26 protein-coding genes are annotated in these 25,479 nt (G+C 67.1%); 10 read left to right on the top strand and 16 right to left on the bottom strand.

Annotated features, from left to right (window positions below; genetic code table 11):
* Positions 1–349 precede the first annotated feature (349 nt).
* Genes MUK72_RS08215 through MUK72_RS08205 form a run of 3 tightly spaced genes read left to right on the top strand, consistent with a single transcriptional unit; the run spans position 350 to position 2,911 of the window.
* Complete coding sequence (locus MUK72_RS08215) at positions 350–1,270, top strand: rhomboid family intramembrane serine protease (protein ID WP_244698744.1); 921 nt, start codon at positions 350–352, stop codon at positions 1,268–1,270.
* A complete protein-coding gene (locus tag MUK72_RS08210) occupies positions 1,270–2,061 on the top strand; it encodes an endonuclease V (protein ID WP_244698741.1) in 792 nt (263 codons plus the stop codon). Before MUK72_RS08215 ends, MUK72_RS08210 begins: the two co-directional genes overlap by 1 nt.
* A gap of 28 nt (positions 2,062–2,089) precedes the next feature.
* Complete coding sequence (locus MUK72_RS08205) at positions 2,090–2,911, top strand: SDR family oxidoreductase (RefSeq protein WP_244698739.1); 822 nt, start codon at positions 2,090–2,092, stop codon at positions 2,909–2,911.
* A gap of 128 nt (positions 2,912–3,039) precedes the next feature.
* On the opposite strand, the gene MUK72_RS08200 is transcribed toward MUK72_RS08205, so the two are convergent.
* Entirely contained in the window at positions 3,040–3,687 is a 648-nt protein-coding gene (locus tag MUK72_RS08200) for a glycerophosphoryl diester phosphodiesterase membrane domain-containing protein (protein ID WP_244698737.1), read from the bottom strand.
* A 233-nt stretch (positions 3,688–3,920) separates the two neighbouring features.
* Here MUK72_RS08200 and gatE point away from each other — a divergent pair, with 233 nt between their 5' ends.
* Positions 3,921–5,807, top strand: coding sequence for a Glu-tRNA(Gln) amidotransferase subunit GatE (gene gatE / locus MUK72_RS08195; protein ID WP_244698735.1), 1,887 nt, complete (start codon positions 3,921–3,923; stop codon positions 5,805–5,807).
* Positions 5,808–5,813: 6 nt separating this feature from the next.
* Here the strand turns inward: gatE and MUK72_RS08190 are convergent, their stop codons facing one another.
* Positions 5,814–6,647, bottom strand: a complete 834-nt coding sequence (locus MUK72_RS08190; protein WP_244698733.1) for a phosphatase PAP2 family protein — start codon at positions 6,645–6,647, stop codon at positions 5,814–5,816.
* Positions 6,648–6,786: 139 nt separating this feature from the next.
* Between MUK72_RS08190 and MUK72_RS08185 the strand changes: the two genes are divergently transcribed.
* The gene (locus MUK72_RS08185) at positions 6,787–7,350 is read left to right on the top strand and encodes a J domain-containing protein (protein WP_244705305.1); all 564 of its coding nucleotides are present in this window, start codon (positions 6,787–6,789) and stop codon (positions 7,348–7,350) included.
* Here MUK72_RS08185 and MUK72_RS08180 read toward each other — a convergent pair.
* From MUK72_RS08180 to MUK72_RS08165, 4 genes are all read right to left on the bottom strand, one after another.
* Positions 7,347–8,117 carry a DUF7839 domain-containing protein gene (locus MUK72_RS08180; RefSeq protein ID WP_244698731.1) on the bottom strand — a complete coding sequence of 257 codons (771 nt, stop codon included), beginning with the start codon at positions 8,115–8,117 and terminating at the stop codon, positions 7,347–7,349. The two genes, MUK72_RS08185 and MUK72_RS08180, sit on opposite strands and share 4 nt — an antisense overlap.
* A gap of 36 nt (positions 8,118–8,153) precedes the next feature.
* Positions 8,154–8,570 (bottom strand): hypothetical protein, encoded by a 417-nt coding sequence (locus tag MUK72_RS08175; protein ID WP_244698729.1) that lies wholly within the window; start codon positions 8,568–8,570, stop codon positions 8,154–8,156.
* Positions 8,571–8,631: 61 nt separating this feature from the next.
* Entirely contained in the window at positions 8,632–9,891 is a 1,260-nt protein-coding gene (locus tag MUK72_RS08170; protein ID WP_244698728.1) for an NAD(P)/FAD-dependent oxidoreductase, read from the bottom strand.
* A 52-nt stretch (positions 9,892–9,943) separates the two neighbouring features.
* Entirely contained in the window at positions 9,944–10,225 is a 282-nt protein-coding gene (locus MUK72_RS08165) for a DUF7545 family protein (protein WP_244698725.1), read from the bottom strand.
* Between the two features lie 86 nt (positions 10,226–10,311).
* Here MUK72_RS08165 and MUK72_RS08160 point away from each other — a divergent pair, with 86 nt between their 5' ends.
* Together MUK72_RS08160 and MUK72_RS08155 are read left to right on the top strand one after the other, a co-directional pair.
* On the top strand, positions 10,312–11,502 hold the full coding sequence (locus tag MUK72_RS08160; protein ID WP_244698722.1) for a threonine synthase: 1,191 nt from the start codon (positions 10,312–10,314) through the stop codon (positions 11,500–11,502).
* A gap of 557 nt (positions 11,503–12,059) precedes the next feature.
* Positions 12,060–12,737, top strand: coding sequence for a LysE family translocator (locus tag MUK72_RS08155; RefSeq protein WP_244698712.1), 678 nt, complete (start codon positions 12,060–12,062; stop codon positions 12,735–12,737).
* Here the strand turns inward: MUK72_RS08155 and MUK72_RS08150 are convergent.
* On the bottom strand, positions 12,726–13,412 hold the full coding sequence (locus MUK72_RS08150; RefSeq protein WP_244698709.1) for an HD domain-containing protein: 687 nt from the start codon (positions 13,410–13,412) through the stop codon (positions 12,726–12,728). The genes MUK72_RS08155 and MUK72_RS08150 overlap by 12 nt on opposite strands.
* Before the next feature lie 158 nt (positions 13,413–13,570).
* Between MUK72_RS08150 and MUK72_RS08145 the strand changes: the two genes are divergently transcribed.
* Positions 13,571–14,329 carry a GNAT family N-acetyltransferase gene (locus tag MUK72_RS08145; protein ID WP_244698706.1) on the top strand — a complete coding sequence of 253 codons (759 nt, stop codon included), beginning with the start codon at positions 13,571–13,573 and terminating at the stop codon, positions 14,327–14,329.
* A gap of 36 nt (positions 14,330–14,365) precedes the next feature.
* Here the strand turns inward: MUK72_RS08145 and MUK72_RS08140 are convergent, their stop codons facing one another.
* Complete coding sequence (locus tag MUK72_RS08140) at positions 14,366–14,890, bottom strand: type II toxin-antitoxin system RatA family toxin (RefSeq protein WP_244698703.1); 525 nt, start codon at positions 14,888–14,890, stop codon at positions 14,366–14,368.
* A 221-nt stretch (positions 14,891–15,111) separates the two neighbouring features.
* On the opposite strand from MUK72_RS08140, the gene MUK72_RS08135 reads away from it, so the two are divergent.
* Together MUK72_RS08135 and coaBC are read left to right on the top strand one after the other, a co-directional pair.
* Positions 15,112–16,425 carry a NosD domain-containing protein gene (locus MUK72_RS08135; RefSeq protein ID WP_244698699.1) on the top strand — a complete coding sequence of 438 codons (1,314 nt, stop codon included), beginning with the start codon at positions 15,112–15,114 and terminating at the stop codon, positions 16,423–16,425.
* Between the two features lie 18 nt (positions 16,426–16,443).
* Positions 16,444–17,613 carry a bifunctional phosphopantothenoylcysteine decarboxylase/phosphopantothenate--cysteine ligase CoaBC gene (gene coaBC, locus MUK72_RS08130; RefSeq protein ID WP_244698696.1) on the top strand — a complete coding sequence of 390 codons (1,170 nt, stop codon included), beginning with the start codon at positions 16,444–16,446 and terminating at the stop codon, positions 17,611–17,613.
* Here coaBC and MUK72_RS08125 read toward each other — a convergent pair.
* The 8 genes from MUK72_RS08125 to mbhE are packed head-to-tail and all read right to left on the bottom strand — an operon-like array spanning position 17,532 to position 25,374.
* Positions 17,532–19,346, bottom strand: coding sequence for a flippase activity-associated protein Agl23 (locus tag MUK72_RS08125; protein ID WP_244698678.1), 1,815 nt, complete (start codon positions 19,344–19,346; stop codon positions 17,532–17,534). The genes coaBC and MUK72_RS08125 overlap by 82 nt on opposite strands.
* Positions 19,346–19,714: a monovalent cation/H(+) antiporter subunit G gene (mnhG, locus tag MUK72_RS08120; protein WP_004052839.1), complete on the bottom strand. Its 369-nt coding sequence runs from the start codon at positions 19,712–19,714 to the stop codon at positions 19,346–19,348. Before mnhG ends, MUK72_RS08125 begins: the two co-directional genes overlap by 1 nt.
* Positions 19,711–20,007, bottom strand: a complete 297-nt coding sequence (locus MUK72_RS08115) for an MrpF/PhaF family protein (protein WP_244698673.1) — start codon at positions 20,005–20,007, stop codon at positions 19,711–19,713. Before MUK72_RS08115 ends, mnhG begins: the two co-directional genes overlap by 4 nt.
* Positions 19,991–20,551: a Na+/H+ antiporter subunit E gene (locus MUK72_RS08110; protein WP_004052844.1), complete on the bottom strand. Its 561-nt coding sequence runs from the start codon at positions 20,549–20,551 to the stop codon at positions 19,991–19,993. Before MUK72_RS08110 ends, MUK72_RS08115 begins: the two co-directional genes overlap by 17 nt.
* Positions 20,548–22,131, bottom strand: coding sequence for a complex I subunit 5 family protein (locus MUK72_RS08105; protein ID WP_244698655.1), 1,584 nt, complete (start codon positions 22,129–22,131; stop codon positions 20,548–20,550). The genes MUK72_RS08110 and MUK72_RS08105 overlap by 4 nt, the downstream gene beginning before the upstream one ends.
* Positions 22,131–22,484: a sodium:proton antiporter gene (locus tag MUK72_RS08100; RefSeq protein WP_244698652.1), complete on the bottom strand. Its 354-nt coding sequence runs from the start codon at positions 22,482–22,484 to the stop codon at positions 22,131–22,133. The genes MUK72_RS08105 and MUK72_RS08100 overlap by 1 nt, the downstream gene beginning before the upstream one ends.
* On the bottom strand, positions 22,481–22,936 hold the full coding sequence (locus tag MUK72_RS08095) for an MnhB domain-containing protein (RefSeq protein ID WP_244705303.1): 456 nt from the start codon (positions 22,934–22,936) through the stop codon (positions 22,481–22,483). The genes MUK72_RS08100 and MUK72_RS08095 overlap by 4 nt, the downstream gene beginning before the upstream one ends.
* Before the next feature lie 11 nt (positions 22,937–22,947).
* Positions 22,948–25,374 (bottom strand): hydrogen gas-evolving membrane-bound hydrogenase subunit E, encoded by a 2,427-nt coding sequence (mbhE, locus tag MUK72_RS08090; RefSeq protein WP_425311084.1) that lies wholly within the window; start codon positions 25,372–25,374, stop codon positions 22,948–22,950.
* Positions 25,375–25,479 lie beyond the last annotated feature (105 nt).

Below are 25,479 nucleotides of genomic sequence, written 5' to 3'. Positions count from 1 at the left end.
TGTTCTCGTGAACGACCGCAGGGAGTGAACGAGAGCCAGAGAGGCGCGAAGTCGTTCGAGAGAGCGGAACTCTCTCGTGATGACGAGACGCCTTTGGCGTCTCGGACCACGTCTCTCGTGAACCGCGTCACTACGTTCGCGCGGATGCTACCGCAACCGCTCTGACAGCACCGCCGAAGCCCTCGGGGCGCGCTCACTCCGTTCGCTACTCACTCGCTTCGCTCGCTCGCGCCCCTCGCCCTTCATCCACTAGGAACCGCGACCGCCATGGCGGCCACGTCGCAGCCGCAACATGGCTGGCGGGTGCCGTACCCCAACGGACTTGACTCGTCGGTGCTAGTGGCGGACAATGGCGACGTGTGACGTCTGCGGCAGATCGGAAAACATGCCGTACCACTGCCGACATTGCGGCGGGACCTTCTGTGGCGAGCACCGTCTGCCCGAAAGTCACGACTGTCCGGGCCTCGACAACTGGAACGATCCCGAGGGCGTCTTCGACAGCGGGTTCGACGACAGCGTGAACAACCGAGGCAGCGGGTCGTCGGGCTGGCTCTCGGGGCTGCTCGACACCGGCACCGGCGGCCCGCTCGGCTACTTCCGCGGCAACATGACGTTCGTCTTCCTCGGACTGATGTTCATCACCTTCGCGCTGCAGTTCATCGTCTTCCCTCCGTTGGGTTCACCACCCGGCAGTCAGCTCTGGAACGCGGTGTTCGTGATCTCGCCACAGCACCCCGAGTACGTCTGGACGTGGTTCACCTCGATCTTCGCTCACGGTGGGTTCTTCCATCTCCTGGTCAACGGGATCGTTATCTACTTCTTCGGGAGAATCGTCGAGAACTACATCGGTTCGCGCGATTTCACCCTGCTCTTTCTCGGGAGCGGCGCGCTCGCCGGACTCGGACAGATCGGTATCGAGATGCTTCAGGGCGGGATCACGGGTGCACTCGGTGCGAGCGGTGCCGCACTCGCGATCATGGGCGTACTGACCGTTCTCAAGCCCGATCTCCGCGTCTATCTCTACTTCTTCATCCCCGTCCCGATCTGGCTGCTCACCATCGGTTACGTCGTCATCTCGGTCTCGGGCGCGCTCGGCGGGCCGGGAATCGCCGGCGTCGCCAACGTCGCTCACCTCGTCGGTTTGCTCATCGGGCTCGCCTACGGCCGGCGCGTCAAGGGTCGAAAGCGCATGCCCAACCAACTCCAATTCGGCGGCGGGCGCGGCGGTGGCGGCATGGGCGGTCCCGGGCGTGGACGGGGACCGTTCTGATGGACCCCGTCCGTTCGGAGTTCATCCCCGACCCCAGTAGCTCGCGCGAGGAGATGGAGACCCTCCAGCGCACGGTTGCCGACGAGGCGATCTTCGCGGACGAGTTCCCGTTCGATCCCGCGACCGTTTCGATGGCGAACACGCTTACAGCCACGACCGGCGACTCGCCCATCGTGGTCGGTATCGATCAGGCTTTCCTCGACGAGCGGGCGGTCGGCGCGGTCGTCGCCCTGCGCGACGGCGAGGTCGTCGAACGCGCGAGCGCCGCCGTCGACTGCGAGTTCCCGTACATCCCCGGTCTGCTCTCCTTTCGCGAGGCCGGGGCGATCGTCGCCGCGCTCAGGAATCTCGATGCCGAGCCCGACCTCGCGGTGTTCGACGGCAGCGGTCGCATCCACTACCGCGAGGCTGGTCTCGCCACCCACCTCGGCGTCGTGTTCGATCTCCCGAGCATCGGTGTCGCCAAGAGCCTGCTCTGTGGCACCCCGCAGGGCTCGCTCGACGGACGTTCGGAGGGAGCGCGCGTCGCCATCGACGCCGACGAGGACGTCGAGGGAGTCGAGGGAACCATCGGCTACGCGCTCCAGACGCGCCAGTACGACTCCGGAAATCGCCACATCAACCCGGTCTACGTGAGCCCGGGCCATCGCGTCGGTCCCGAGACGGCCACGGATCTCGTCGAGCAGCTCTGTGATGGCTACAAACTCCCCGAACCGACGCGACTCGCCGACAGCCACGCCGCGACGGCGAAAGGCGAGTTCGGCGAGCAGGCGCGGAACGACGGAAGTTAACTACCCGGCCCGAGAGGAATGGGATAGAATGGCGAAAACCGTACTCATCACGGGCTGTTCGTCGGGCATCGGCCGCGCGACGGCCGAGGCCTTCCTCGACGCCGAATGGACCGTCTACGCGACCGCCCGTGACGACGCCGACGTCTCGGACCTCGAAATGGCGGGCTGTGAGACCGCCGCGCTCGACGTGACCGACGACGATCAGGTCGAGAGCGTCGTCGAGCGGATCGTCGAGGACACCGACAGGATCGACTGCTTGGTGAACAACGCGGGCTACGGCCAGTTCGGCCCGATCGAGGACGTCCCCACCGAACGAGTCCGCGAGCAGTTCGAGACCAACACCCTCGGTCCGCACCGACTGATCCGGGCTGTCCTCCCGCACATGCGCGACCGCGGACGCGGCCGCATCATCAACGTTTCGAGCACCGCCGGTCGCTTCGTCACGCCCGGTCGTGGCGTCTATGCCGGCTCGAAATCCGCGCTCGAAGCGATGTCCGAGGCGCTGCGCACGGAGGTCGCCGACTACGGTATCGACGTGTCGGTCGTCGCACCCGGCCCGGTCGCCACCGCCTTCGACGAGCGTGCTGGCGACGAACTCGACGGGCTCGAACGATCGGGTGCCTACGAGCTGTTCTACGACTACTTCGACGACTACCGGACCGTGGTCGAGGGCGGTGTCGGCACCGTCAGCCCCACGGAAGTCGCCGATGCGATCCTCGATGCGGCGGTCGCACCCGACCCGCCGGCGCGCTATCCCGTCGGAACGCTCGCGGGAGTCGCCGAGTACGCTCGCTTCCTCCCCGCCGGCGTGCGCAATTCGCTCTACGATCTCGTTCGTCGCTTCGTATAGCTCGAAACCGGTCACGTGTGTACTGTCTGCCAGCCGAATGAGTTCCTTAACAAACGTGACTATTGACGCTCTCGACACAGGGAGATAGGGACTGATGACGTGGTTACTGGATCGTCGTCAACGAACAGTCAGGAGCTTTCGGCGAGCTGCAGGTAGAGAAACGCCTGCATCCCGGCCAGAAACGTGTCCATGATGAGGACGCCGCCGATGTCCGCGACGAACGACGACTGAACGATCCCGAGCAACGGGACGAGAACGACGAGCCCACAGACGAACACGAGCGTGACCGCGAACGCGGTGGCGAGGACGGAGCCGTTCATCAGTCGCCAGCTCGTGGTGAGCGCCTCGGCCGGCCCGTACCCGTCGATCATCACCGCCGGCGTGGAGAGAAACAGTCGAAAATAGAGATACAGTCCGGGGAGGGCGAACACGAAAAACCCCACCCAGCCGATGGTGCCCGGAACGGCGAGCGCCATCCCACCGACGAGCACCGACAGATACGATGCAACCGTCGCGAGAAACGCCATGAACAGCCGGAGCAGAAACGGTGAATCCGTGCGTGTCCGTCCGCCGAGCGCCCGATAGGCGACGACGACTCCGACGAGAATCACCAACAGCCGTGCCGCAACGCCGGTGAACGGCGGGAGTACGATCCCGAGAAGGCCCGAAATGATAAACAGGCCGACGATGGCGGGCGATCTCCGGATGGCGTCGACCGCTCCGCGAAGAACGGCGAGCATCGAAGGTCCTGCAAGCGGCGATGACTCCGTCGACATGGGTTCGACATGTATCGGTCGGGGTGAACAACGTTGTGATTTCTGCCGAATAGCGTTCAAACAACAACATAGTCGTTTTGTCCCTACCTGATTTAGATCATCCAATAGAATCGATTATCGTCTCGGTTTACCAACTCTCCCGAAAACAGTTCGACGTCCAAGCCGATCCGGCACACCGACGGGACGCCGGCGACTGGACGGATTTTTGTCGCTGGACGTCACACGACGTGGTAATGAGCGCGGAGCACGCCGACCACGAGTACGACTACGAGGAGCTGGGTCTCGTCGCCGGGCTGGAGATCCACCAGCAGCTCGACACGGCATCGAAACTGTTCTGTGGCTGTCCGACCGACCGACGCGAGCCCGAGGAGTCCACCCATCGATTCCGACGGCATCTCCACCCGACGAAGAGCGAACTCGGCGAGATCGACGTCGCGGCGCTCGAAGAGGCGAGCGTCGAACGCGAGTTCGAGTATCTGGCCTTCGACTCGACCTGTCTCGTGGAGGCCGACGAGGAACCACCCCATCGGATCGACGACGAGGCGATCGAGACCGTCCTGGAGATCGCCGGCCTGCTCGACATGACGCCCGTCGACGAGGCCCACGTGATGCGCAAGATCGTCGTCGACGGCTCGAACACGTCGGGATTCCAGCGCTCGGCGCGCGTCGCCGGTGACGGCGTGATCAGCACTTCCGAAGGCACAGTTGGAATCGAGGACATGGAGCTCGAAGAGGAGAGCGCCGGTCGCGTCGCCGAAACCGACGTCGGGGTGCGCTATGCGCTCGACAGACTGGGCATCCCGCTCGTCGAGATCGGCACGAAACCCGACATCGGCTCGCCGGCACAGGCCAAGGAGGCCGCCGAGCGCATCGGCATGCTGCTGCGCTCCACAGGAAAGGTAAAGCGCGGGCTCGGCACGATCCGCCAGGACGTCAACGTCTCGATCGCCGAGGGTGCGCGCGTCGAGCTCAAGGGCGTCCAGAGCCTCGACGACATCGACGACATCGTGCGCAACGAGGCCGGTCGGCAGGTCGCACTCCTCGACATCCGCGAGGAACTCGACAGTCGAGGGGCGAGTGTCAGCCAGCCCGCGGACGTTTCGTCGGTGTTCGACGGAACCGACAGCGGGCTCATCGGCGGTGCGCTCTCCGGGGATGGGGTGGCGATGGCCGTCCGTCTGGAGGGGTTCGACGGACTCGTCGGTCGCGAACTCCAGCCCGACCGTCGTCTGGGAACCGAGTTCGCCGATCACGCCAAGCGCCACGGCGTCGGCGGCATCTTCCACACCGACGAGCTGCCGGCCTACGGCGTCACCGAGGACGAGGTCGCGGCGTTGCGCGAAGCGATCGATGCGAGTGGGGACGACGCGGTGGCGATGGTCGCTGCCGACCCCGATAGCGCGGAGGCGGCCATCGCGGCGGTCGCCGACCGCGCGCGGGCGGCCATCGACGGCGTTCCCGAGGAGACCCGCGGGGCGAACGACGACGGCACAACCCGCTATCTCAGACCGCTCCCGGGCGCGGCGCGGATGTACCCCGAGACGGACGTGCCGCCGGTCGAGCTCGATTTCGAGGGGATCGAGACGCCGGAACTCCTCACCGAGCGCGTCGAGCGCTACCGCTCAGAGCTCGGTCTCGATGCCGGGCTCGCCGAGCAGGTCGCCTACGGCCGGCGGATGAGCCTGTTCGAGGCGGCCGTCGAGCGCGGCGTCGATCCCACGCTTGCGGCAGGCACGGTCGAGAGCACCGCGACCGAACTCCGGCGCGACGGGGTTCCGATCGAGAACGTCGACGACGAGCGCTTTCTCGCTCTGTTCGATCTCTACCAGGAGGGCGAGGTAACGAGTGAGGGGCTCCCCGACCTGCTCGCGGCGATCGCCGAGAACCCCGAACTCTCCCCGGCCGAGGCCGCTGAGCGTGAGGGGCTCGGGAGCGCAGGCGACGACGAGGTTCGTGAGGCCGTCGTCGAGGTCGTCGAGCGAAACGAGGAACAGGTCGAACAGCAGGGGATGGGCGCGTTCTCCGGGCTGATGGGCGAGTGCATGGGCGCGCTCGGTGGCCGTGCGGAGGGCGACGAGGTGAGCGAACTGCTGCGCGAGGAGATCCAGAAACGGGCGTGAGGATTCTCACTCCGTATCGCGATCGGGACTGAGAAAGGCCGGGCGCAGACCGCCGAGCGCGGGCACCGGGAGCACGCGCTCGGGATCGACGCGCCGGGAGACCCAGTAGGCGACGCCCACGAGGACGACCGCGAAGGCGGCGTCGGTGAGCCAGTGGATTCCCAGATAAAACGTCGAGAGCACGATGAGACCGGCGAGGGCGAGCGCGGCGGCGGCGTATCTCGGTCCGGCCTTTCTGGCGTAGAGCGCGGCGAGCACCGACAGTCCGGTGTGGAGACTCGGGAACGCCTTCACCATCGTGTCGGTGGCGAGCATGCCCGCCCGAATGATCGGGCTCACGTCGAAGATGAGTGGCTTGACGGTCACCGCCGGGTAGAGCGCCGGAATCCCGACCGGGACGAAGACGAAGAAGGGCACGGCGATCAGGACGAGGACGACGTACGCGAGCGCGTAGCGCCGTGCCTCGCGCTCGTCGTGGGCCTTGAGCTTGAAGTAGGTGAACAGGACGATCGTCGGAAAGCCGACGAGATAGGCGGCGGTGAACAGCAGCGTGAGCGGTTCGCTCGTCACCGACTGGAAGGCCGCGACGACCGGCCCCTCGAACTCGTAGATGAGCCACGTGAACGTCTGGTCGGCGTGAAAGCGGTGGGCGATCGTGTTCACGAGGTTGGTGACGATCCAGGCGACGCCGAGATATTTCCAGTCGGTCCGGAGGAACTCTCTGACGAAACCCACGGGGTCGAGCCGCGGGAGGAAGACGGCCGCGGCAACGCCCATCGCGAGCAGCGAGCCGAGCGCGACCGAGAGCGTGTACGCCGTCGGCAGCGAGACCGCGAGCATCGGCGGGGATCGATGGAGACCGCACAAAGCCGTTGTGATTCCGCCCGTCCTGATCGCCGCCGACGGACGATTTATTACTCGTCGTCGGCTATCGGCGGGCGTGCTCGACGTGGTATCGCTGCCCGTCTGGCTGCTCGGGATGGCGCTCGGTGCCGGCTCGCTGCTGTTCGTCGCCGGCGTCTTCGCCCTCGGTGCGCGACTGTTCCCGACGGTCCCGATCGACGACACGGGCACTGATCGGGCGGAGAACGAATCGAGTGGCGACGCGAAACGCCGCCGTGAGATCCGCGACTATCTCGATACGATCGGCGAGTCGTTCGTCGAGAACCATCCGATCGAGAGCCGATCGGTCGCCTTCTATCTGCCCGAACGCGACGTCGCGATCACGTTCGACCCGCGGACGTACTACCGCCTCCGGCGCTCGTCGACCCATGCCGTGCTGGTCGAACACGAACTGCCCGGCGTCTACCTCGGTTCACGACTCCCCTTCGAGACGCCGACCCTCGATATCGATGACGGCGAGATCGACCCCGCGAGCGCTGCCTTCGCCGTCCTTGACGTCCCGACCGGAGCGAGCGCGCGCGAAGTCACCGCTGCCTACCGCGAGAAGGTCAAACGGGTCCACCCCGACCACGGCGGCGATCACGAGGAGTTCAAGCGCGTGCGCGAGGCCTACACAACCGCGAAGGAACGCGCCGGCTAGTCGGTGGAGACCTCGTAGGCGACGCCAGCGTCCCGCAACGCGTCGGTCACTTCTCCGACGCGATCGCCCGTGACGACCACTGCACAGTCCAGACCGCGACCGGCGGCGTCGGCCGCGACCGCGCCCGCCGCAAACCTGATCGGTTCGACGTCGATCCCGCGCAGCGCGACGACAGCCTCGACGCCCGCCGCCGCCACGAGATCGACTCCCTCACAGGCCGCCGCGAGCGCGTCGGACGAACTCGCCGTACCCGAGCGCACGGGTGGGACCTGCTGGACGACGACGGTGCCGGGTTCGAGATCGATGACGCCCTCGAACCCCGTGACACCGACGACCTCGTCGCCCTCGGCCGCCCCCGTCGCCACGCCCGTCGCCGGCCCCGCATCGCCGGGGGTCGCTCGGAGGAGTCCGTCGTCGAGCGAGAGCGACACCTGCTGACCCTCCTCGATCGTGTCGGTGGCGATGGCGGCGTCCTCGCCGACGCTCGACAGGACGTCGTCGGTCACGTGATCGACGAATCGCTGGAGGTCGGCGGCCGACCGGAGCAGCCAGTCGACGCCCTCCTCGGTGACACGATAGCGCGAGCGGCCCTCCTTCGTGACGAACCCCTCGCCGTCGAGTTCGCGGACGTATTCGCTGACGGCCTGTGCGGTGACGCCGACGCTGTCGGCGATCTCGCCCTGGCTCACCGCCGGCTGGCGCTCGGCGATGGCTGCCAGAATGCGAAAGCGGGTCGCGTCGCGTTTGTCGTCGAGAACGTCGGTCATGGGAGGGATCGGGCGGCCGTCATGAAAATCCTACCGTCACTCGACGGCGCGCCCGATGCTGTCCTCGGCGACGAGCAGCGTGTTGTACAGCGCCGTCGCGAGGAAACCGACCAGCGCGAACACGAGCACCGGCGGCAGGCGGCCCTTCCCCCCGATCGAGACGAGATAGCTCACGAGCAGGCTGCCACCGGTGGCGGCGATGTGGACCATCGAGGCGACCGGTGGCGGTTCGCCGTCGGGCTGGCGCTGTTCGGCGAGCAGTCCGCCGAACGCGACGACCGCGAGGAGCGCCATCGCGACGAGCGCGCCGCCGACGTAGGCCGCGACCGCCAGAATGCTCGGCGTGCCGTAGTGGGCGACGAGGATCGCACCACCGCCCCAGATCGTGAGCGTGTAGCCGTACGCCTTCGACTCGGCGACGAGGTTGCTGGCCAGGCGCTTCGATGGCTCCATCCATCTGTCGCTCACGCGCGCGGCGCAAAAACCACCGGGTCGACAGGACAGGATCGACCAGTCAGGAATCGAGCACCGCATGGGCAGCCGTGCGACCGCTCTCCAGCGCCCCCTGGATCGACGACCAGTTCGTGTAGTCGCCGGCGAGATAGACGTTCCCGTCGGGTGCGTTAGTCGACGGGAGGTCGCGGTAGAACCCCGGCGGCTGGGCGAACTGCGCGAACGGGATGCGGTCGGTCGCGAGGAGTTCGAGGTCGTCGAAGCGCCGCTCGGGATACCAGGCCCCGAGCGCCTCGCGGGTGCGCTTGGCGAGCTCCTCGTCGCTTCGATCCTGCTCGCCGAGGAAGGTCGCGCTGAGCAGTTCGCGTCCAGCAGGGGAGTAGTCGGGGGCGACGGCCGACAGCGGTGCGACGTGGTTCGGTTCGGTGCCGCCGGCGTTCAGGAGGAGTTTTTTCCCGGTATCGAGGCGCTGATGGGTCGGCAGGGAGAGATACTGCGTCACGCAGCCGCGGGCGTCGGTCGGGATCGACGCCACGTCAATGAGTTCGCTGGCTTGCTTTGGATCGGCGGCGACCACGACCGCGTCCGTCTCGCGGCTCTCGCCGGCCAGTTCGACCGCCACGCCGTCTCTCGCCCCCTCGATCGCCTCGACCTCGCTGTCGAGCGTGATCTCGACGCCCGCCTCGCGCGCGGCGTCGGCGAGCTGGTCGGCGATCGCGCCCATGCCCGCCGCGGGCACGGCGATCGACCCGCCGGCGAGCATCCGGAACGTGTAGCGAAACACCGCCGCCGACGTCGCAAGCGTCCGATCGAGCGTGATCCCGCCGTAGAACGGGGCGAAAAACCGCTCGATGAACCGGTTCGAAAATCCACGATCCCGGAGGAATTCGTCGATCGACTCGTCCTCTCCCACGAAGACCTCGCTCTCGTCCTCGTTCGCGAGTTCGCGCCAGAGCCCGAGCAGGCTGGTCATATCCCCAAAGCTCACGTTCGCGTTGAACAGCGTCTCGGTCAGCGAGGCGGGGTCGCGCCGCGGGTCCGCGAGCACGCTTCGAGAACCGGGCCGAGCGAGCGTCGCGCCGGGTGTGAAATATTGCAGGTCGAGATCACGGTAGTCGAGCTCGCGCTGTGCGGCCGGATAGCCGGTGAAGAGCACCTGAAAGCCGCGATCGAAAGTGTAGCCGTCGATCTGACGGCTGCGCACGCGCCCGCCGACCGACTCGCGGCGTTCCAGGAGTTCGACGTCCGCGCCGTCCGCGGCGAGGTGGCGCGCCGCGACCAGTCCCGCGAGCCCGCCGCCGACGACGGTGACCTGTGTCATACTCGCCCTGTGCGGGCCGCCCACAAAACGACTGCGTGACGGCGGCGCGTCGTCACTCTTCCGCGTCGATCAGCGACTCGAAGGCGACCCCGAAGTGGTCCTCGAACAGCACGAGCGCATCGTGTTCGATCGATTCGGTCGCCGCAGTTTCGTCCGCGTCCATCTCGTAAGCACGCCGCGTGCAATCGAACTGGGCGATGTCGGCGACGACGTCGGGCGCGCTATCGGTCTCGTCGGCGAGCGCCGCAACCAGCGCCCGAGGCAGTTCGAGCTCCGCGTGCTCGTCGCCCGCCGCGATGTCGAACGTGATCGTCTCGCCCCTCGGCTCGGTCATGCTCGCCGATGCGCCGCCGACGGCAAACCGCTGGCGGTCCGGGCGATGAAGGGAACCGATTAGTCGCTCGCGTCGGTAGCCCGGTCATGGAGACGACGGCGGCGTTCGACGGGCTCGTCTGTACGGACTGCGGCGAGCGCTTCGACCCCGAAAGCGCGACGCACGACTGCCCCGACTGTGGCGGGATTCTGGATCCGCGCTACGACCTGAGCCGCATCGATCTCGCGCGCGACGAGCTCGAAACCCGTCCGTTCGACGGGCTCTGGCGCTACGAGGAACTGCTTCCCATGCCCCGCACGGCGGCGGTGACGGTCGACGAGGGAACGACACCACTGGTCGACTGTCCCGAGCTCGCCGACGAACTCGGCGTCGAACGACTGCTGATCAAGGACGAGGGTCGCAACCCGACAGGGAGCCTCACCGACCGCGGTCACGCGCTCGCGGTGTCGGCCGCCCGCGAACACGGCGCGAGCGACGTCGCGCTCGCCACGACGGGCGACGCCGGCCAGTCGGCGGCCGCCTACGCTGCCCGCGCCGGGCTGAACTCCCACGCGTTTGTCCCCACCCGCGCGAACTTCGGCAACAAGGCGATGATCAACGTCCACGGCGGCGACATGAACGTCGTCGAGGGCCGGTTCGACGACGCCGCCGCAGCCTGTGCCGACGCGCTGGATGACGAAGAGTGGTACTCGACGAACCCCTTCGAGACACCCTACCGCCATGAAGGGACGAAAACGATCTATTACGAGATCGTCGAACAGCTCGACTGGGAAGTGCCCGACGGCATCGTCCACCCCACCGGCAGCGGCGTCGGGCTCGCCGGCCTGCACAAGGGCGCGACGGAGTTCGCTGAGCTCGGTCTCACCGACGATTTCCCGGCGCTGTACGCCGCCCAGGCGAGCGGCTGTGCGCCGATCGTCGATGCTTGGGAGGCGGGTGACGACGCCCACGAACCCTGGGAGGTGCCGGACACGATCTGCGGCGGCATCGAGATCGCCGACCCCCACGGGAGCCCGCTCGTTCTGGACGCCCTCGACGACGCCGACGGCGGTGCTGTCGCCACCGACGACGAATCGATCCTGGACAGCGCGATCACGGTGGCCCAGCACACGGGTGTCGAGATGGGCTCGAGCAGTGCAGCAGCAGCCAGCGGCGCGTGGGAACTCGCCGAGCAGGACGTGTTCGGAGCTGACGACACAGTCGTGCTTGTGAACAGCGCAAGCGCGAACAAGGAAGCCGACATCCTCAGAAGCCACCTGATGGGCAAAGGTATCTAGAACCCACCTTTTTACTGCGGGGGTCGCGCTCGCTCACTGGCGTTCGCTCGCTTGACCCCCGCTTGCAAAAATCTGGACCAAAAACTCCCGCTCACTCGGCCTTCGGCCTCGTTCACGGTGTTCTCGTGAACGACCGTAGGGAGTGAACGAGAGCCAGAGAGGCGCGAAGCGTCTCTCGTGAACCACGCTCGCTGCGCTCGCGCGGATACGACCGCTCCACATCGCAACCGCCCCCGCAAACCGCACAGCACCGCTGAAGCCCTCGCTTCCTTCGGTCGCTCGCCCTTCATCCGCCAGGAGAGCATAGTCGTTCGAGAGAGCGAAGCCCTCTCGTGATGTCGTCAGAACGTGATACGTTCTGACTGCAAGTCGAGCTTTGCTCGACAATGACGAAAGACGCGAAGCGTCTTTCGAACCACTCTCCTGAGCCTCGGCTCGTTCCACTCGCCGAGACGCCAGGAACCGCACCGCACCCGCCACCGAACCGCAACCGCCGGCGCGGCGGCCACCGCGCCATCCGATCGACTTTTCACGGCTCCACCCCTCTCATCGGTCGAATGTCCGTTCTCGGGACGGTGACGACGGTGCTCACGGGGATGGTCTTCGGGCTGGCCATCGCCGCGCCACCGGGACCGATGAACGCAGTCATCGCCGAGGAGAGCGTCCTGCGGGGCTGGCTCTCGGGCGTCTGGGCCGGTCTCGGAGCGATGGCTGCCGACGCCTGCTTCTTCGTGCTCGCGCTGGTCGGCGTGGTCGCGATCGTCGAGCGCGTCCCGGCGATCCGTGGCGCAGCCTTCGCTGTCGGCGGCCTGTTGATGCTCTATTTCGCCTACGATGCGGCTCGCGGCGCGAACGACGACCACGCGGCGGCCACCGGCGAGCGCCGCGGGTTCGCCAAGGCGTTCGCCCTCGCGATCACGAACCCCTATCAGGTGGTGTTCTGGCTCACCATCGGCGTCGGTATGCTCGAGCCCGGACGGATCGACGTGCTCGAACCGCTATCGAGCGAGCTCGCCGGCACGCTGGTCGTCGCGACGGGCAGCCCGGCGCTCCTCGTCGGCTTTTTCGCCGGGATCGCCGCATGGGTCGTCGGCTTTCCGACGACGCTGGTTGCCGCCGAGCGCCGCCTCACGGGCGTCGGTTCTACTGTGGCCTACGCGAGCGCGCTCGTGCTCGCGGGCTTCGGCGTGGCCTTTCTTGGCGAGGCGCTCGCGATGCTCAGTTCACTCCTCTGAGCCGAATCCGACGCCGGCGATCTCGTCGTCGAGCCACTCGCGCAGCCACTTCACGCGCTTGAGACGCTGGTGGATGAGGCTCTCGGCGTGATCGCTCTCGATGCGCTCCTGAGCGTCGCGCCCGCGTTCGAGCACGCGCCCGATCATCTCGGCGGCGTCCATGTGCGTGCGCGACTCGTAGCCCATCCGCAGGAGGAGCAACACCGCGCCGTTCGCGCCGATCTTGTCGAGCAGGTCCGCCTCGATGAGACAGCGCGTTTCGAGTGGGAGTTCGTCGAGCGGCCCCTGATAGGAGTGCTCGCTCACGGACGTGCAGACCTCGTCGACGAACGACTCGGGATAGTCGCCGTGGGATTCGAGGAACTCGCGGGCGACGTGTGCGCCCGCCTCGGCGTGGAGGTCCTGTTCGGCCTCCAGTTTCGAGACGTCGTGGAAGAGCGCCGCGACGCGCACGACGTCAACGTTCGCACCCTCGCTCGCGGCGATGTCGGCGGCGATCTCGACGACGTTCAAGATGTGGTTGAACCGATAGCTCGCCGAGTGCCAGGGATACCAGCGCATGCGCCCGCCCGTCCCCTCGTTTTCGATGCTCGCTTCGAGATAGCCGGAGACGAACCGCTTCATCTCTTCGAACTCGGCGGTCGAAACCGGCGATTCTCTCACCTCGACGCCCAATCCGACTCCCTCCTGATCTTTCGTGTTCCGTTCATGTTATCCGACTAGACGTATGTTCGACCCTTTAGCGTTACGACCCCATGACTGTGATCACCATACCGGCGTGGAGTGTTGCCAGTGACACCGGGGTTTATCCCATCGAGTGCCGAACGAGTGGTATGGAACTGCGTGAAGCAACGGCCGACGACGGCGGGGCGATACGGGAGATCGCCCGCCGGTCGCTGGAACAGTCGTACTCGCTCAGTCCGCGCACGATCGACGGCGCGATTTCCCAGTGGTACGACGAGGAAGCGATCGCAACGAAACTTGACGAGGACGACACGCTCCTGATGGTCGCCGAGGACGCGGGCGAGCTACGCGGATTCACCGAGAGCGATCTCGTCAACGAGGGCGGCAACGGCGACCTGCTCTGGCTCCACGTCGATCCCGACTATCGCAGTCAGGGGATCGCCAGTGACCTGTTCGAGCACACCCGCGAGGCGCTCTTCGAGATGGGTGCCGCACAGCTGCGCGCGAAAGTGCTGGAGGACAACACCGAGGGCAACGAGTTCTACGCGGCGTTCGACTTCGAGCAGGTCGGCACCGACACCGTCGAGATCGACGACGGCGACTACGTCGAGAACATCTATCTCCACGCCGACGACGTCGATGTCCAGCCGACGACCGAATCGAGCGATCCCGTGCGCACGCTCGACGACGACGGGCTCTACATCAACGAGGAACAGGTCGAACGCGGCTCGAAAGGCCCCTTCCTCACAACCTACAGCGACCCCGCGTTCGACGAGGAGCACAAGTACGGCTACTTCTGTACGAACTGCGAGAGCCTCGACAACGCGATGGACACGATGGGCCGCGTGAAATGCAACGAGTGTGGCAACCTCCGGAAGGCGACGCGCTGGGACGCCACCCACGGGTAGGGGGACGCAACGCCCCGTGAGAGGGAAGAACCCGTCTCAGACCGAATCGGGTCTCGTGTGGACGGTGAGATCGACGGGTCGGGGCTCGCCTTCGAGGTCTTCGACGATACGCTCGACGATCCGCTCGGCTTCGCTCTCGATGAGCGGTTTGACCTTCTCGACGACCCACGACAGCGAGACGAGGCTCGGCAGATCGAACTGGCTCGAATCGACCGAGTCGGCGTCGAAGGCGACGTGAAACCGTACCCGTGAGGCGTGCTCGCGACCGTCCGGTGGATCGATCTCCTCGACCGCCCAGTGGCCATGTGCGTGGATGTCCTTGACGATCTTCCAGTCGATCCGGTTGGGCGGGTCGACGTCCGTAACCTCCGAGCGTGCCGTGTAGGTGAGTTTCCACCAGGCGAACTGGAGATCGTAGGTCGTTCCCGGCGAGCCGTCGCCGTGGCTCTCGACGCCTTCCAGATATTCGGAGTAGTCCGCGTAACGGGGAAAGTCGATCAGGAACTCGTAGACGTCCGCCGGCGGGAGATAGACCTCGGTGCTGACTTCGATGCTGTCCACGAGCGCTACTGGTGTGGCAACTGCCTAATACTGTCGGACGGAATCGACGGAGTTCATCATGCAAACAGCCTCGCATGGGAGTCGACTCGCCGACATCGATCGTTACGGACTGCTATCCGAGGGCATCCCCGTTTGCATGCCGACGAGGAGTGTGGGCGATTGGCCGACTGATACCGTGAAATAAATGACCCCACGGTCGGAAGCGATGTGAACGAGAGATGATGCCACGTGGATCGCGGATGGTCGGGGCGAGAGCAGCCGTGCTCGTTGGAATCGTCGTCGTGCTGGTCGCGGCCACGGCCGGCACGGTGAGCGCACAGCAGGCCGGAAACACCACGACGGTCAATTCCTGTCGAACGATCGACTCTTCCGGACAGTACGCGCTGACCGGAACCGTCACCGGCGATCTCGACGATCCCAATGCGGCCTGTATCGAGATCACCGCGGGCAACGTCACCCTTGACGGCCAGGGCCACACGGTCGCCGGCACCGGTGCGGGTCACGGTGTCGAGATCGACGGGAGTCGAGGGCCAGTCACGAACGTCACCGTCGAGAACCTCCAGGCACACAACTGGTCGATCGGTGTCTTCGCGCTCGAAACCGACAACGGGACGATCCGCCGGACGATCACCGAGAACAGCACCGAGGGGATCGCCCTCGGCGCGTCGAGCAACTACACGCTCGCGAACAACACCGCCACCGGCAGCGCCATCGCGATCGCGCTCGGCGGGCAGAGCCAGAACAACACGCTGCGCAGGATGACGGCCGTTGAGAACCGGTGGGGGATCCACTTCGAGCGCGAGAGCGCGAACAACACGGTCGTCAACAGCGTCGCCCGGAACAACAGCCGGTGGGACTACTACTCCGAGCGCAACGACAACGAGAACATCGTCAGAAACCTCGATCTCGCGACGGGGACGTTCTCCTTTTCCGAGCGAAACGTCGCACTGGGGGCCGTGACCTCGCCGCCGCCGCTCCCGCGCGGGGCGGGCAACCTCGACAGCTACGTCGAAGCGACCGGCACCCGGGGTGGCCAGGCGGCGATCTCGCTGACGATGAGCTACGGCAACGCCCGCAACCCGGTCGCGCTGTGGCGACACGACGGCCAACACTGGTCGCGCGTCGCTGACTCGCAGACCAACGGCGCGGCGAGTACGGTCTCGGCGAACATCAGCGAGTTCGGCTCGTTCGCTGCCCTGTCGGACGCGGGAGCGAACGCCGGCGGGCCGGTGACGGTCTCGGCCGATCAGGGGCCCGCCGTCCAGCGAAACCTGTCGACGCCGACGGCGACCGCGACTCCGACGGCGACGCCGGCACCGACACCGACGACCATCCCCGGCTCAGCGGCCACGGAGCAAGCGCCGTCAGCGAACGCGACGCCCACGGCCGCACGCGGGGAGAGCGAGGCGACCGAGAGCTCCGGCATCGGCATCGTCAGAACGGTGTTCGTGATCGCCGGCGTGATCGGGCTGATCGTCCTCGGTATCGTGGCACTACGCGGGCGCAATGACCGAGGGCCGGGGTTTAACCGCTAAGCCGGTCAACGGGCGGCAATGCTCGACGGGGTACGCGTCGCGCTCGGCGTCACGGGATCGATCGCGGCGGTCAAGACCATCGAACTCGCCCACGAACTCCGGCGGCGCGGCGCGCGCGTTCGCGGCGTGATGACCGACAGCGCGCAGGGGATCATCCATCCATGGGCGCTCGAATTCGCCACCGAGAACCCGGTCGTGACCGAACTCACGGGCCAGGTCGAACACGTCGAACTCTGCGGACGCGACGGCTGGGCCGACGTATTGCTGATCGCACCCGCGACGGCGAACACCGTCGGGAAGATCGCGGCGGCCATCGACGACACGCCAGTGACCACGACCGCGACGACCGCGCTCGGGGCCGACGTACCGGTGGTCGTCGCGCCGGCGATGCACGAGCCGATGTACGACCATCCCGGCGTGCTCGACGCCATCGAGCGTGTCGAGTCGTGGGGCGTCGAGTTCGTCCCGCCACGCGTCGAGGAGGGGAAGGCGAAGATCGCGAGTCTCGACGCCATCGCGCTCGACACGGCACGCACGACGGGCGAAAACGACCTCGCTGGCGAACGGATCGTCGTGACCAGCGGGGCCACGAGCGAGGCGATCGACCCGGTGCGCGTGCTCACGAACCGCTCGTCGGGCAAGACCGGGCGGGCGGTCGCGCGGGCATGCTATGCGCGCGGCGCGGACGTGAGGCTCGTCCACGACGGGCCGGACGTTCCCTATGCCGACGTCGAACACGTCGAGAGCGCCGCCGAGATGCTCGCCGCAGTGGAGGGAGCGGTCGCGGACGCCGACGCGCTCGTCTCGGCGGCAGCGATCGGCGACTACACCGTCGAGGCGAGCAACGAGAAGATCAGATCCGGCCAGGAACTCACACTCGCGCTCGAACCCACGCCGAAGGTCCTCGATGCGGCCCGGGACGCCCGGCCCGATCTTCCGATCGTCGGGTTCAAGACTGAGACGAGCGGCATCGACGAGGAGATGATCCGAGCCGCCCGCGAGACACTCTCGCGTGCGGAACTGGCGTTCGTGGTGGCCAACGACGCGAGCGTGATGGGCGAAGACGAGACGCGCGCACTCGTGGTGCGAGAGACGGACGTCGAGAGCTACGAAGGCGACAAAGCGGGGCTCGGTGCGCGCGTCGCCGAGGAGTTGGCGCGCGAACTGGCAGCACCCTCGTCGACGTAGACCACCATACTGCTGATCGTACAGCCGCTATCGAAGAGGAACCGCTGGACCTCGTGGCGCTCGTAGCCGTTCATGTACTGATCGATATCGGCAGCGTTGTCGTATTCCTTCGAGCAGGCTTCGGACGGGCCGAACGCGATGACGACCGGTGGGCGATCGGCTCCCTGTACCGCTCGCCGTACCGCTGCGGCGTCGTTCGTGCTGTTCGTCCGCGCCTCGTCGCCTTCGAGATACCAGGCGAACGGCAGGCGCTCGAACCAGCCGTCGCCCGCGGTCGGTGTCAGGTGTGAACCGGGATCGGGCGCGTAGAGTTCGTCGCCGTCGAAGTCGGGGTCGTCGCCGTAGTACAGGACGTCAGTGCCATCGTTCGCCCGGACGGCCCGTTGTATCTCGCCGAGTAGTGGCTTCATCTCGCTCGACGACTGGGCGTACTGGACGAGTTCGTTATCGGCGCTCTGTGGGTTCGCGTATGAGGTGTCGTAGGCACTCGCGGCGACCTGACCGGCGACCACGACCAGCACGAGCGCTGCGACGACGGCGACGACCGCGTCGCGATCGACCCGCGAGCGGGCAGCACCGAGCGAGGCACGGAGTCGCGAGAGGCCGATGCGGCCGACCAGCGCCAGTCCGACCGCCGCCGGCACCGCGAGCGGAACGATGACGTGGATGACCTCCCACGGGAACGGGTTGTCGACGATCACCGGGTAGCCGAGCGCGCTCGCCGCGCCCCAGAAGAAGGAGAACGCGACGACGTCGCGCGGGCGATCGCCGGTGTACCGATCGGCGAGAAAGCCGACGACCGAGAAACCGAGCAGGACGGGCGCGCCCGCGCCGAGCACCGACCAGAGCGCGCTCGCGGTGTCGAGGTAGGCGTCGCCGCTGCCGCTGCCCCACTGCTCGACGAACGCGTGCCACGAGCCGATCAGCGCCTCCTCGACCAGCGCCGGCAGCAGCGTCGGATCGGCAAACGTCGCGCCCAGCGTCGGCTCCGCACCCGCGGCCTGGCCGCGTGGCGCGTAGAAGAACACGACGATCCCGACGAACAGCACGACTCCAAGCACGAGGTGGAGCCACCAGCGCCCCAGGCCGGCACGAATCCGTCGAGTAGCGTTCCGGAGCGTCTGCGCGGGGCTGTGGGTGCGCATCAGCAGCCGACGATCGGCGAGGAGGGCGAGCGCCCCGAGCCACGTGACGGGGTAGACGAGCGCGTTCTCCTTGGTCGTGAACGCGAGCGCGAAGAAGGCGACCCCGAGATAGAGATGGAGGGGTCGGTCGCGGTCGTACGCACGGACGAAGAAGCCGAACGCGACGAGCATGAACCCCGCGAGCAGCAGGTCGTTGCGGTAGAACCGCGAGTAGTAGAGGAGGACTGGGTTGGCGGCGAGGACGAGCGCGAGCGCGAGCGTCTCGGAATCACGCAACCGGTCGCCGAACAGGAGCGCCGCGAGCGGGAGCAGCCCGCCGACGACGGCGACGACGAGCCGCATCGTGAAGTCCGAGGCCCCGAGCAGCGCGAACACGTGACTGTCCACGATCGTGAGAAACGGTCCGTGGACGATCGGGCGATACCAGTAGACGCCCGACTCCATGTAGCGGTAGGCCCAGTAGGCGACGCGCGCCTCGTCCTGGTGGGCGACGCGCGCGCCGAGACCGACCAGCCGTACGGCGAGCGCGAGCACGGCGATGGCGACGACGAACAGTTGAACACGGGTGCGGCGACTCGACCGGTCCATCACTCGTCGCTCTCGTCGGGTGATTCCGGGCGCGATTCGCCCGTGTCGGGCCAGACGGCGTCGCCGGCGAACTCGATACCCATGCGTTCGGCGGCCTGGGAGATGACGTGCGCGCCCGTCGGCGCGGTCATGAACAGGAAGACGATGCCGACGAGCGAGGTGAGGCCCGCACCGCCGGGCGCGCTCGGCGCGAAGTAGATCGTCCCGGCGAGAAAGAGCGAGGCCGCTCCGAGGGTGGTGGCCTTGCTCGTCGCGTGCATCCGGTTGTAGACGTCGGGCAATCGGATGAGGCCGATCGTCCCGACGAGCAGGAAGAACGTTCCGATGGCGATGAACAGCGTGACGAGCGCGGCGTGGATCGTATTCATTCGATGATGTCCCCCTCGGAGACGTAGCGCGCGACGGCGATCGTGCTGATGAAGCCGATGATGGCGAGCACGAGGCTCACGTCGATGAAGAAGCCGTCGTCGGTCTGCAGCGCGAACAGGACGGCGATGGCGACGACGTTCGTCGCGATCGTGTCGAGCGCCACCACCCGGTCGGGCGTCGTCGGTCCGAAGATCACGCGATAGCCGGCCAGCAGCGTGACGCCGCTGGCGACGACCAGCCCGACGGTGATGGCGAGACTGAGGAAGCCGGGCAGTTCAGTCGCCACCGACATCACCCCGCGGGGCCGCCGGTGGCGCGTCCTCGGGACTGGCGTCCTCGTCGAAGATGACGAGCGCGTAGTCCTCCCACGTCCGAATGGGCTCGACGAGGCTCGCCTCGTCGCGACCGGTGATGCCGTGGACGTAGAGCGTGTTCGAATCGTTGTCGTAGTCCATCGTCAGCGTTCCCGGCGTGAGCGTGATCGAGTTGGCGATCGTCGTGATCGCGGGATCGCTCTCGACGCGCAGCGGCACCGCGACGACGTCGGGTTCGATCGGCAGCGACGGCGAGAGAACCCGATAGACGACGTCCAGGTTCGCCACGACGAGCTCCTTGACGAAGACCGCCAGATAGGCGACCGTCGCCGGCAGCACCCGGACGACGCGCCCGAGCGCGATCTCGTCGGCGTAGAACCGCCGGAAGGTGTACGCGAGCGGGATGCCGACGGCCAGGCCGATGAGCAGCTCCTCGGCGACGCGCTCGGGCGTGAGTGCAACGCCGCGGACGAACAGCCAGACCGCCGCGAACACCACGCCGATCGCCGGCCAGCGTCTCATTGGAGACCCTCCAGAACGGCGTCGACGTATGCCTGCCTATCGAGCGCGATGTCGGCGGCGGCCTCGGCCGCGCGCAACACGGGATCGAAGCCGACGCCGACGAGGAGTAGGAGTCCCGCGAGCGCGACGACGATCACCACGAGCGAGGGCGCGTACGTTGCCGTCCGCACGCCCTCGGACTCGGTGCCCCAGAATCCGCGGTTCCAGGCCCGCGAGAAGTACGCGATCGTGAGGATCGCGCCGACCAACGAGAGCCCGAGCGCGACCGCCCCACCCCGCCCACCGAGCGCGCCGGCATGTGCGGTCGTTCTGAAGACGAGTAATTTGCCGAAGAAGCCCGACAGCGGCGGGATGCCGATCAGCGAGATCGCGCCCATGAAGAAGCCGATCGAGAGCACCGGCGTCCGCTTCGCGAGCCCGCCGATGCGCTCGAAACGGACCGAGCCGACGGCCTCCTTGACCGTGCCGCTCGCGAGGAACAGCATCGACTTCGTGAGACCGTGGTTGAGCGCGTAGACGAGCGCGGCCGCGATCGCGAGCGGTCGTACCTCGGGAACCGTGGCTGCGACCGCGAGTGGGAGGACCACGAAGCCGATCTGGCCGATCGACGAGTAGGCGAGCACGCCGTCGAGGTCGTCGCGGCTCACCGCGCCGATCCCGCCGAGGAGGATGCTGCCGGCGGCCATGACGAACATGATCGGGCCGAAGAAGGAGAGGAAGTCGTTGCCGACGAACCCCGGCAGCCCGAGTCCTGCGGGCAGGGTCGCGGCGGCGAAGACGGTGAAGTAGAGCCGGATGATCGCGTAGATGCCGACTTTCTTGACGACGCCGGCGAGCATCGCCGTGACGGGCGCGGGCGCGGCGCGGTAGGCCGCCGGCACCCAGAACTGGAAGGGGACGATCCCCGCCTTGAGCGCGAACACACAGAACAACAGGACTGTGAGCCCCAGCACCGGCACCGGATCGACGCCGAACTGCGCGGGGGTGGCCAGCCGGCGGGCCATGTCGGCCATGTTGAGCGTGCCGACGGTGGCGTAGAGCCCGCCGATAGCCAGCAGCATGAGCGCGCTCCCGAGCAGATTGAGCACGGTGTAGGTCAGCGCCGCGCGCGTGTGCTCGGGCCCCGAATAGAAGGCGACGAGCACGTAGCTCGACAGGAGCATCACCTCGAACCAGACGAAGAGGTTGAAGATGTCGCCCGTGAGGAACGACCCGGTGATGCCGACGACCATCAGGTGATAGAGCGTGTGGTAGGAGATCCGCTGGGCGAACCCGCTCATGAACCGCGCCGAGAAGGCGACCGACGCGAGCGAGACGATCGCCGTCAGCCCGAGCATGAACAGCGAGAGCGCGTCGGCGACGAGCGTGATGCCGAACGGCGAGGGCCACGCCGAGAGCTGGTAGACCAGGATCGACTCGTCGGCGACCCGCCCGGCGAGCAGCGCCACCGCGCCGAGATAGGCGAGCGCGCCGAGAACACTCGCTGCCCGCTGGGCGCGCGGGAATCGCCGCAGCGGGAGGGTGGCGATCGCCGTGAAGAGGGCGATCAGCAGCGGCGCGATGACGATCTGAGCGGCCATCAGTGCTCGCCTCCCGTCTCGCCGAGTTCGCGCAGATCGATCGTGCCGTGCTCCTCGTGGATACGGTAGGTGAGCACGAGCGCGAAGGCCGTCGTCCCGAAGCTGATGACGATCGCCGTCAGGACGAGCGCCTGCACCAGCGGATCGGTGATCGTCGCGGGGTTGTCGGGCGGTCCGTGGCCGAGAATCGGTACGCTCCCGGCAAGTCCACCCATCGTGACGAGATAGACGTTCGCAGCCTGCGAGATGATCGTCACGCCCCAGACGACGCGGACGATGTCCCGGCGAAGTACCAGGAAGGTGCCGAACGCGAACAGCAGGCCGAGCACGCCGGCGAGGACGAACTGCGTCATTCGTCGCCCACCACCGTGAGGATCGTCAGGAGTCCGCCGACGACGACGAGATAGACGCCGAGGTCGAAGACGAACGCGCTGGCAAGTTCGAGTTCGTGGAATATCGGGAGATCGTGGACGAAGAGGACGGCTTGCGAGAGGAACGGTTGGCCCAGCAGGATGGCGACGACGCCGCCACCAGCAGCGATCGCGAGCCCGCCGGCGAACACGTTGAGGAAGTCGGCGACGATCGCCGGACCGCCCTCGACGTCGTCACCGGTACGCCCGAGCAGGTCTTCCTGGAGGTAGTCGAGCCCGTTGACGATGTAGACGAGCGCGAACGCCGCCACGGTGAGAACGCCCGCGATGAACCCGCCGCCGGGGAGGTTGTGACCCTGGAAGAGCAGCGCGAGCGCCGTCAGCAGGATGAGCGGGAAGACGACGCGGGTGACGGTGCGGGTGATGACCGACATGTCGCGGGCGCTCACGAGGACTCACCCCGGCCCCGCATGGCGACGAGCGTGAGGACGCCGAGGGCGGCCATCGCCACCACCGAGATCTCGCCCATCGTATCGAACGCACGGAAGTCGACCAGAATGACGTTGACGATGTTGCTCCCGCCGCCGAAGTCGGCGAGAATCGAGCCGTGCTCGGCCGGCACGGGCGCGCGCTCGACGAAAAAGCGGGCGATCGCGTCGGGACTGCCCGCGGTCGCCACGAGCACGCTGATCGTCACCGTCAGCCCGACGCCGCCGGCGAGCAGCGCGTCGCGGGCGACCGTCCCGCGATCGGTGTCGCCGTAGAACGCCGGCAGTCGGTTGAGAACAAGCAGGAAGATGACGAGCACGAGCGTCTCGACGACCAACTGCGTGAGCGCGAGGTCGGGCGCGCTCGAAAGCACGTAGAAGAGCGCGACCATGAACCCGAGTACCGACAGCGTGAGCACGCCCGCGATGTGCGAGGGGGCTCGCGCCACCGCCGCGGCCCCGACGATCGCCACGAGCAACACGATGACGACCGGCGCGGTGATCGAGAGGTCGGAAAACGCTGGGATCGAGACCCCGGCCGCGAGATAGCCTGCGAGCGCGAGCAGGCTCGTCACGCCGAGCATCCAGGCGGCGTAGGTGCGGAACTGACCCGTCTGGATCCGTGGCAGTGCCAACCCGCTCGCGCGTTCGAGCCCGTAGACTGCCTTGTCGTAGTACCAGTCGGCCGAGAACGGCCCGTGCGTGAGTCGCCGGACGCCGTCGCGCAGGCGATCGTAGAACGGCGAGAGGGCGATCCCCGTGAGGATCGTGATGGCGCTCATCGCCACCGCCGGCGTGAGCTCGGTGGGGAGGTGGATGCTCATCGTGTGGGCCTCGCCGGCGACCGCGCTGCCGAAGGCCGACTGGACGATCGTGTCGACGGCGAGCTGCGGGTCGATGCCGACGATCATGGCGAGCCCAGCGAGGACGACGGGTGGTGCGAGCAGCGCCAGCGAGGGACGATGGACCTCGCCGAGCCCGGCGGGTTTCTCGCCCATGAACAGCCAGAGAAAGCGAATGGAGTAGAGAAAGGTGAAGACGCTCCCGAAGACGGCGACGGCGGGGAAGAGCCACGCCAGCCCGCCGAGCTCGTGGGCCACCTCGTAGGCCGACTCGAAGAGCAGTTCCTTCGAGTAGAAGCCGTTGAACGGCGGGACGCCGGCCATCCCGAGCGCGGCGATCGCCGTGATGATCCCCGTGATCGGGAGATCGTGGCGCAGCCCGCCGAGTTCCGAGATCGCACGAGTGCCCGCCTCGTGGGCAATGATACCGGCGACGAGGAACAGCGTCGCCTTGAACAGCGCGTGGTTCAGGATGTGGAACGCGCCCGTCTCGGCACCCAACTGGTTGGCGAAGCCGAAGCCGGCGGTGATGAGTCCGAGATGTGAGGCCGTCGAGTAGGCCAACAGCTCCTTGATGTCGCTCGCACCCACGGCGAGCAGCGCCGTGACGGTCATCGTGATCAGTCCGAGCGTGCCGAGCAGCAGCATCCACTCGTCGCCGACGAGCAGGGGCCGCATCCGGCCGATGAGGTAGACGCCCGCCTTGACCATCGTCGCCGAGTGGAGGAACGCTGAAACGGGGGTCGGGGCTTCCATCGCGTTCGGTAGCCAGACGTGGAGCGGGACCTGTGCGGACTTGGCGGCCGCACCGATCGCGACGAGGACGAGCACCGGGACGAACAGGCCAGCGTTCTCCAGAGCGGTGCGCATCGCGTCGGCGTTGGCGATCATCGAGTCCGGCGTACCGATGAGGGTGAACGTCGTGCTGCCGAGCGCGTCGCCGGAGACGAACGCGAGCAGGACGAAGCCGACGAGCATGAACAGGCCGCCGGAGACGGTGATGAGCATCGACTTCCGGGCGGCGTAGAGCGAACTCTCGCTCTCGCGGTAGTGACCGATGAGTCCGAACGAGGTGATGCTCGTGAGCTCCCAGAAGACGAACAGCGCGATGAGATCGGCCGCGAGCGCGACGCCGAGCATCGAGCCCATGAAGGCGAGCAGTGTGCCGTAGTAGCGCGCCTGGCCGGGTTCGCCGTGCATGTAGCCCGCCGAGTAGGTGAACACCAGCACGCCGACACCGCTGGCGAGTAACGAGATGAGCAGCGAGAGCCCGTCGAGATAGAGGGTCAGCGAGACGCCGAGCGTCGGGATCCAGTCGATCGAGACCGAGCCGGTGGTGCCGAACTGGCTCGCGACCAGCCCGAACGAGGCGAACGCGACGAGCGCCGCGAACCAGGCCGTGCGCTCGCCGAGTGCGCGGTAGACCAGCGGCGTGACGAGCGCGCCCAGAAACGGCAGCGCAAGCGCGGCGAACAGCGCCACCCCCGCAGGATCGGCGGTAGCCTGTGCGAGCGTGGCGGCTCCCGTCCCGAGTTGCCCCATCGTCGAAGCCTCGGCGATCGCTGTCGGGAGCGCCACGAGAGACATGTCCGAATCTGCAAGCGATGGCTCTTAACGGTTCTCAAATCCGTCGCCGGCGGGTCGGTT

Origin of the sequence: Halococcus dombrowskii, assembly GCF_022870485.1 — an archaeon.
In the GTDB taxonomy this organism is placed as follows: Archaea; Halobacteriota; Halobacteria; order Halobacteriales; family Halococcaceae; genus Halococcus; species Halococcus morrhuae.
This window is presented reverse-complemented; position numbering and strand designations above follow the sequence as displayed.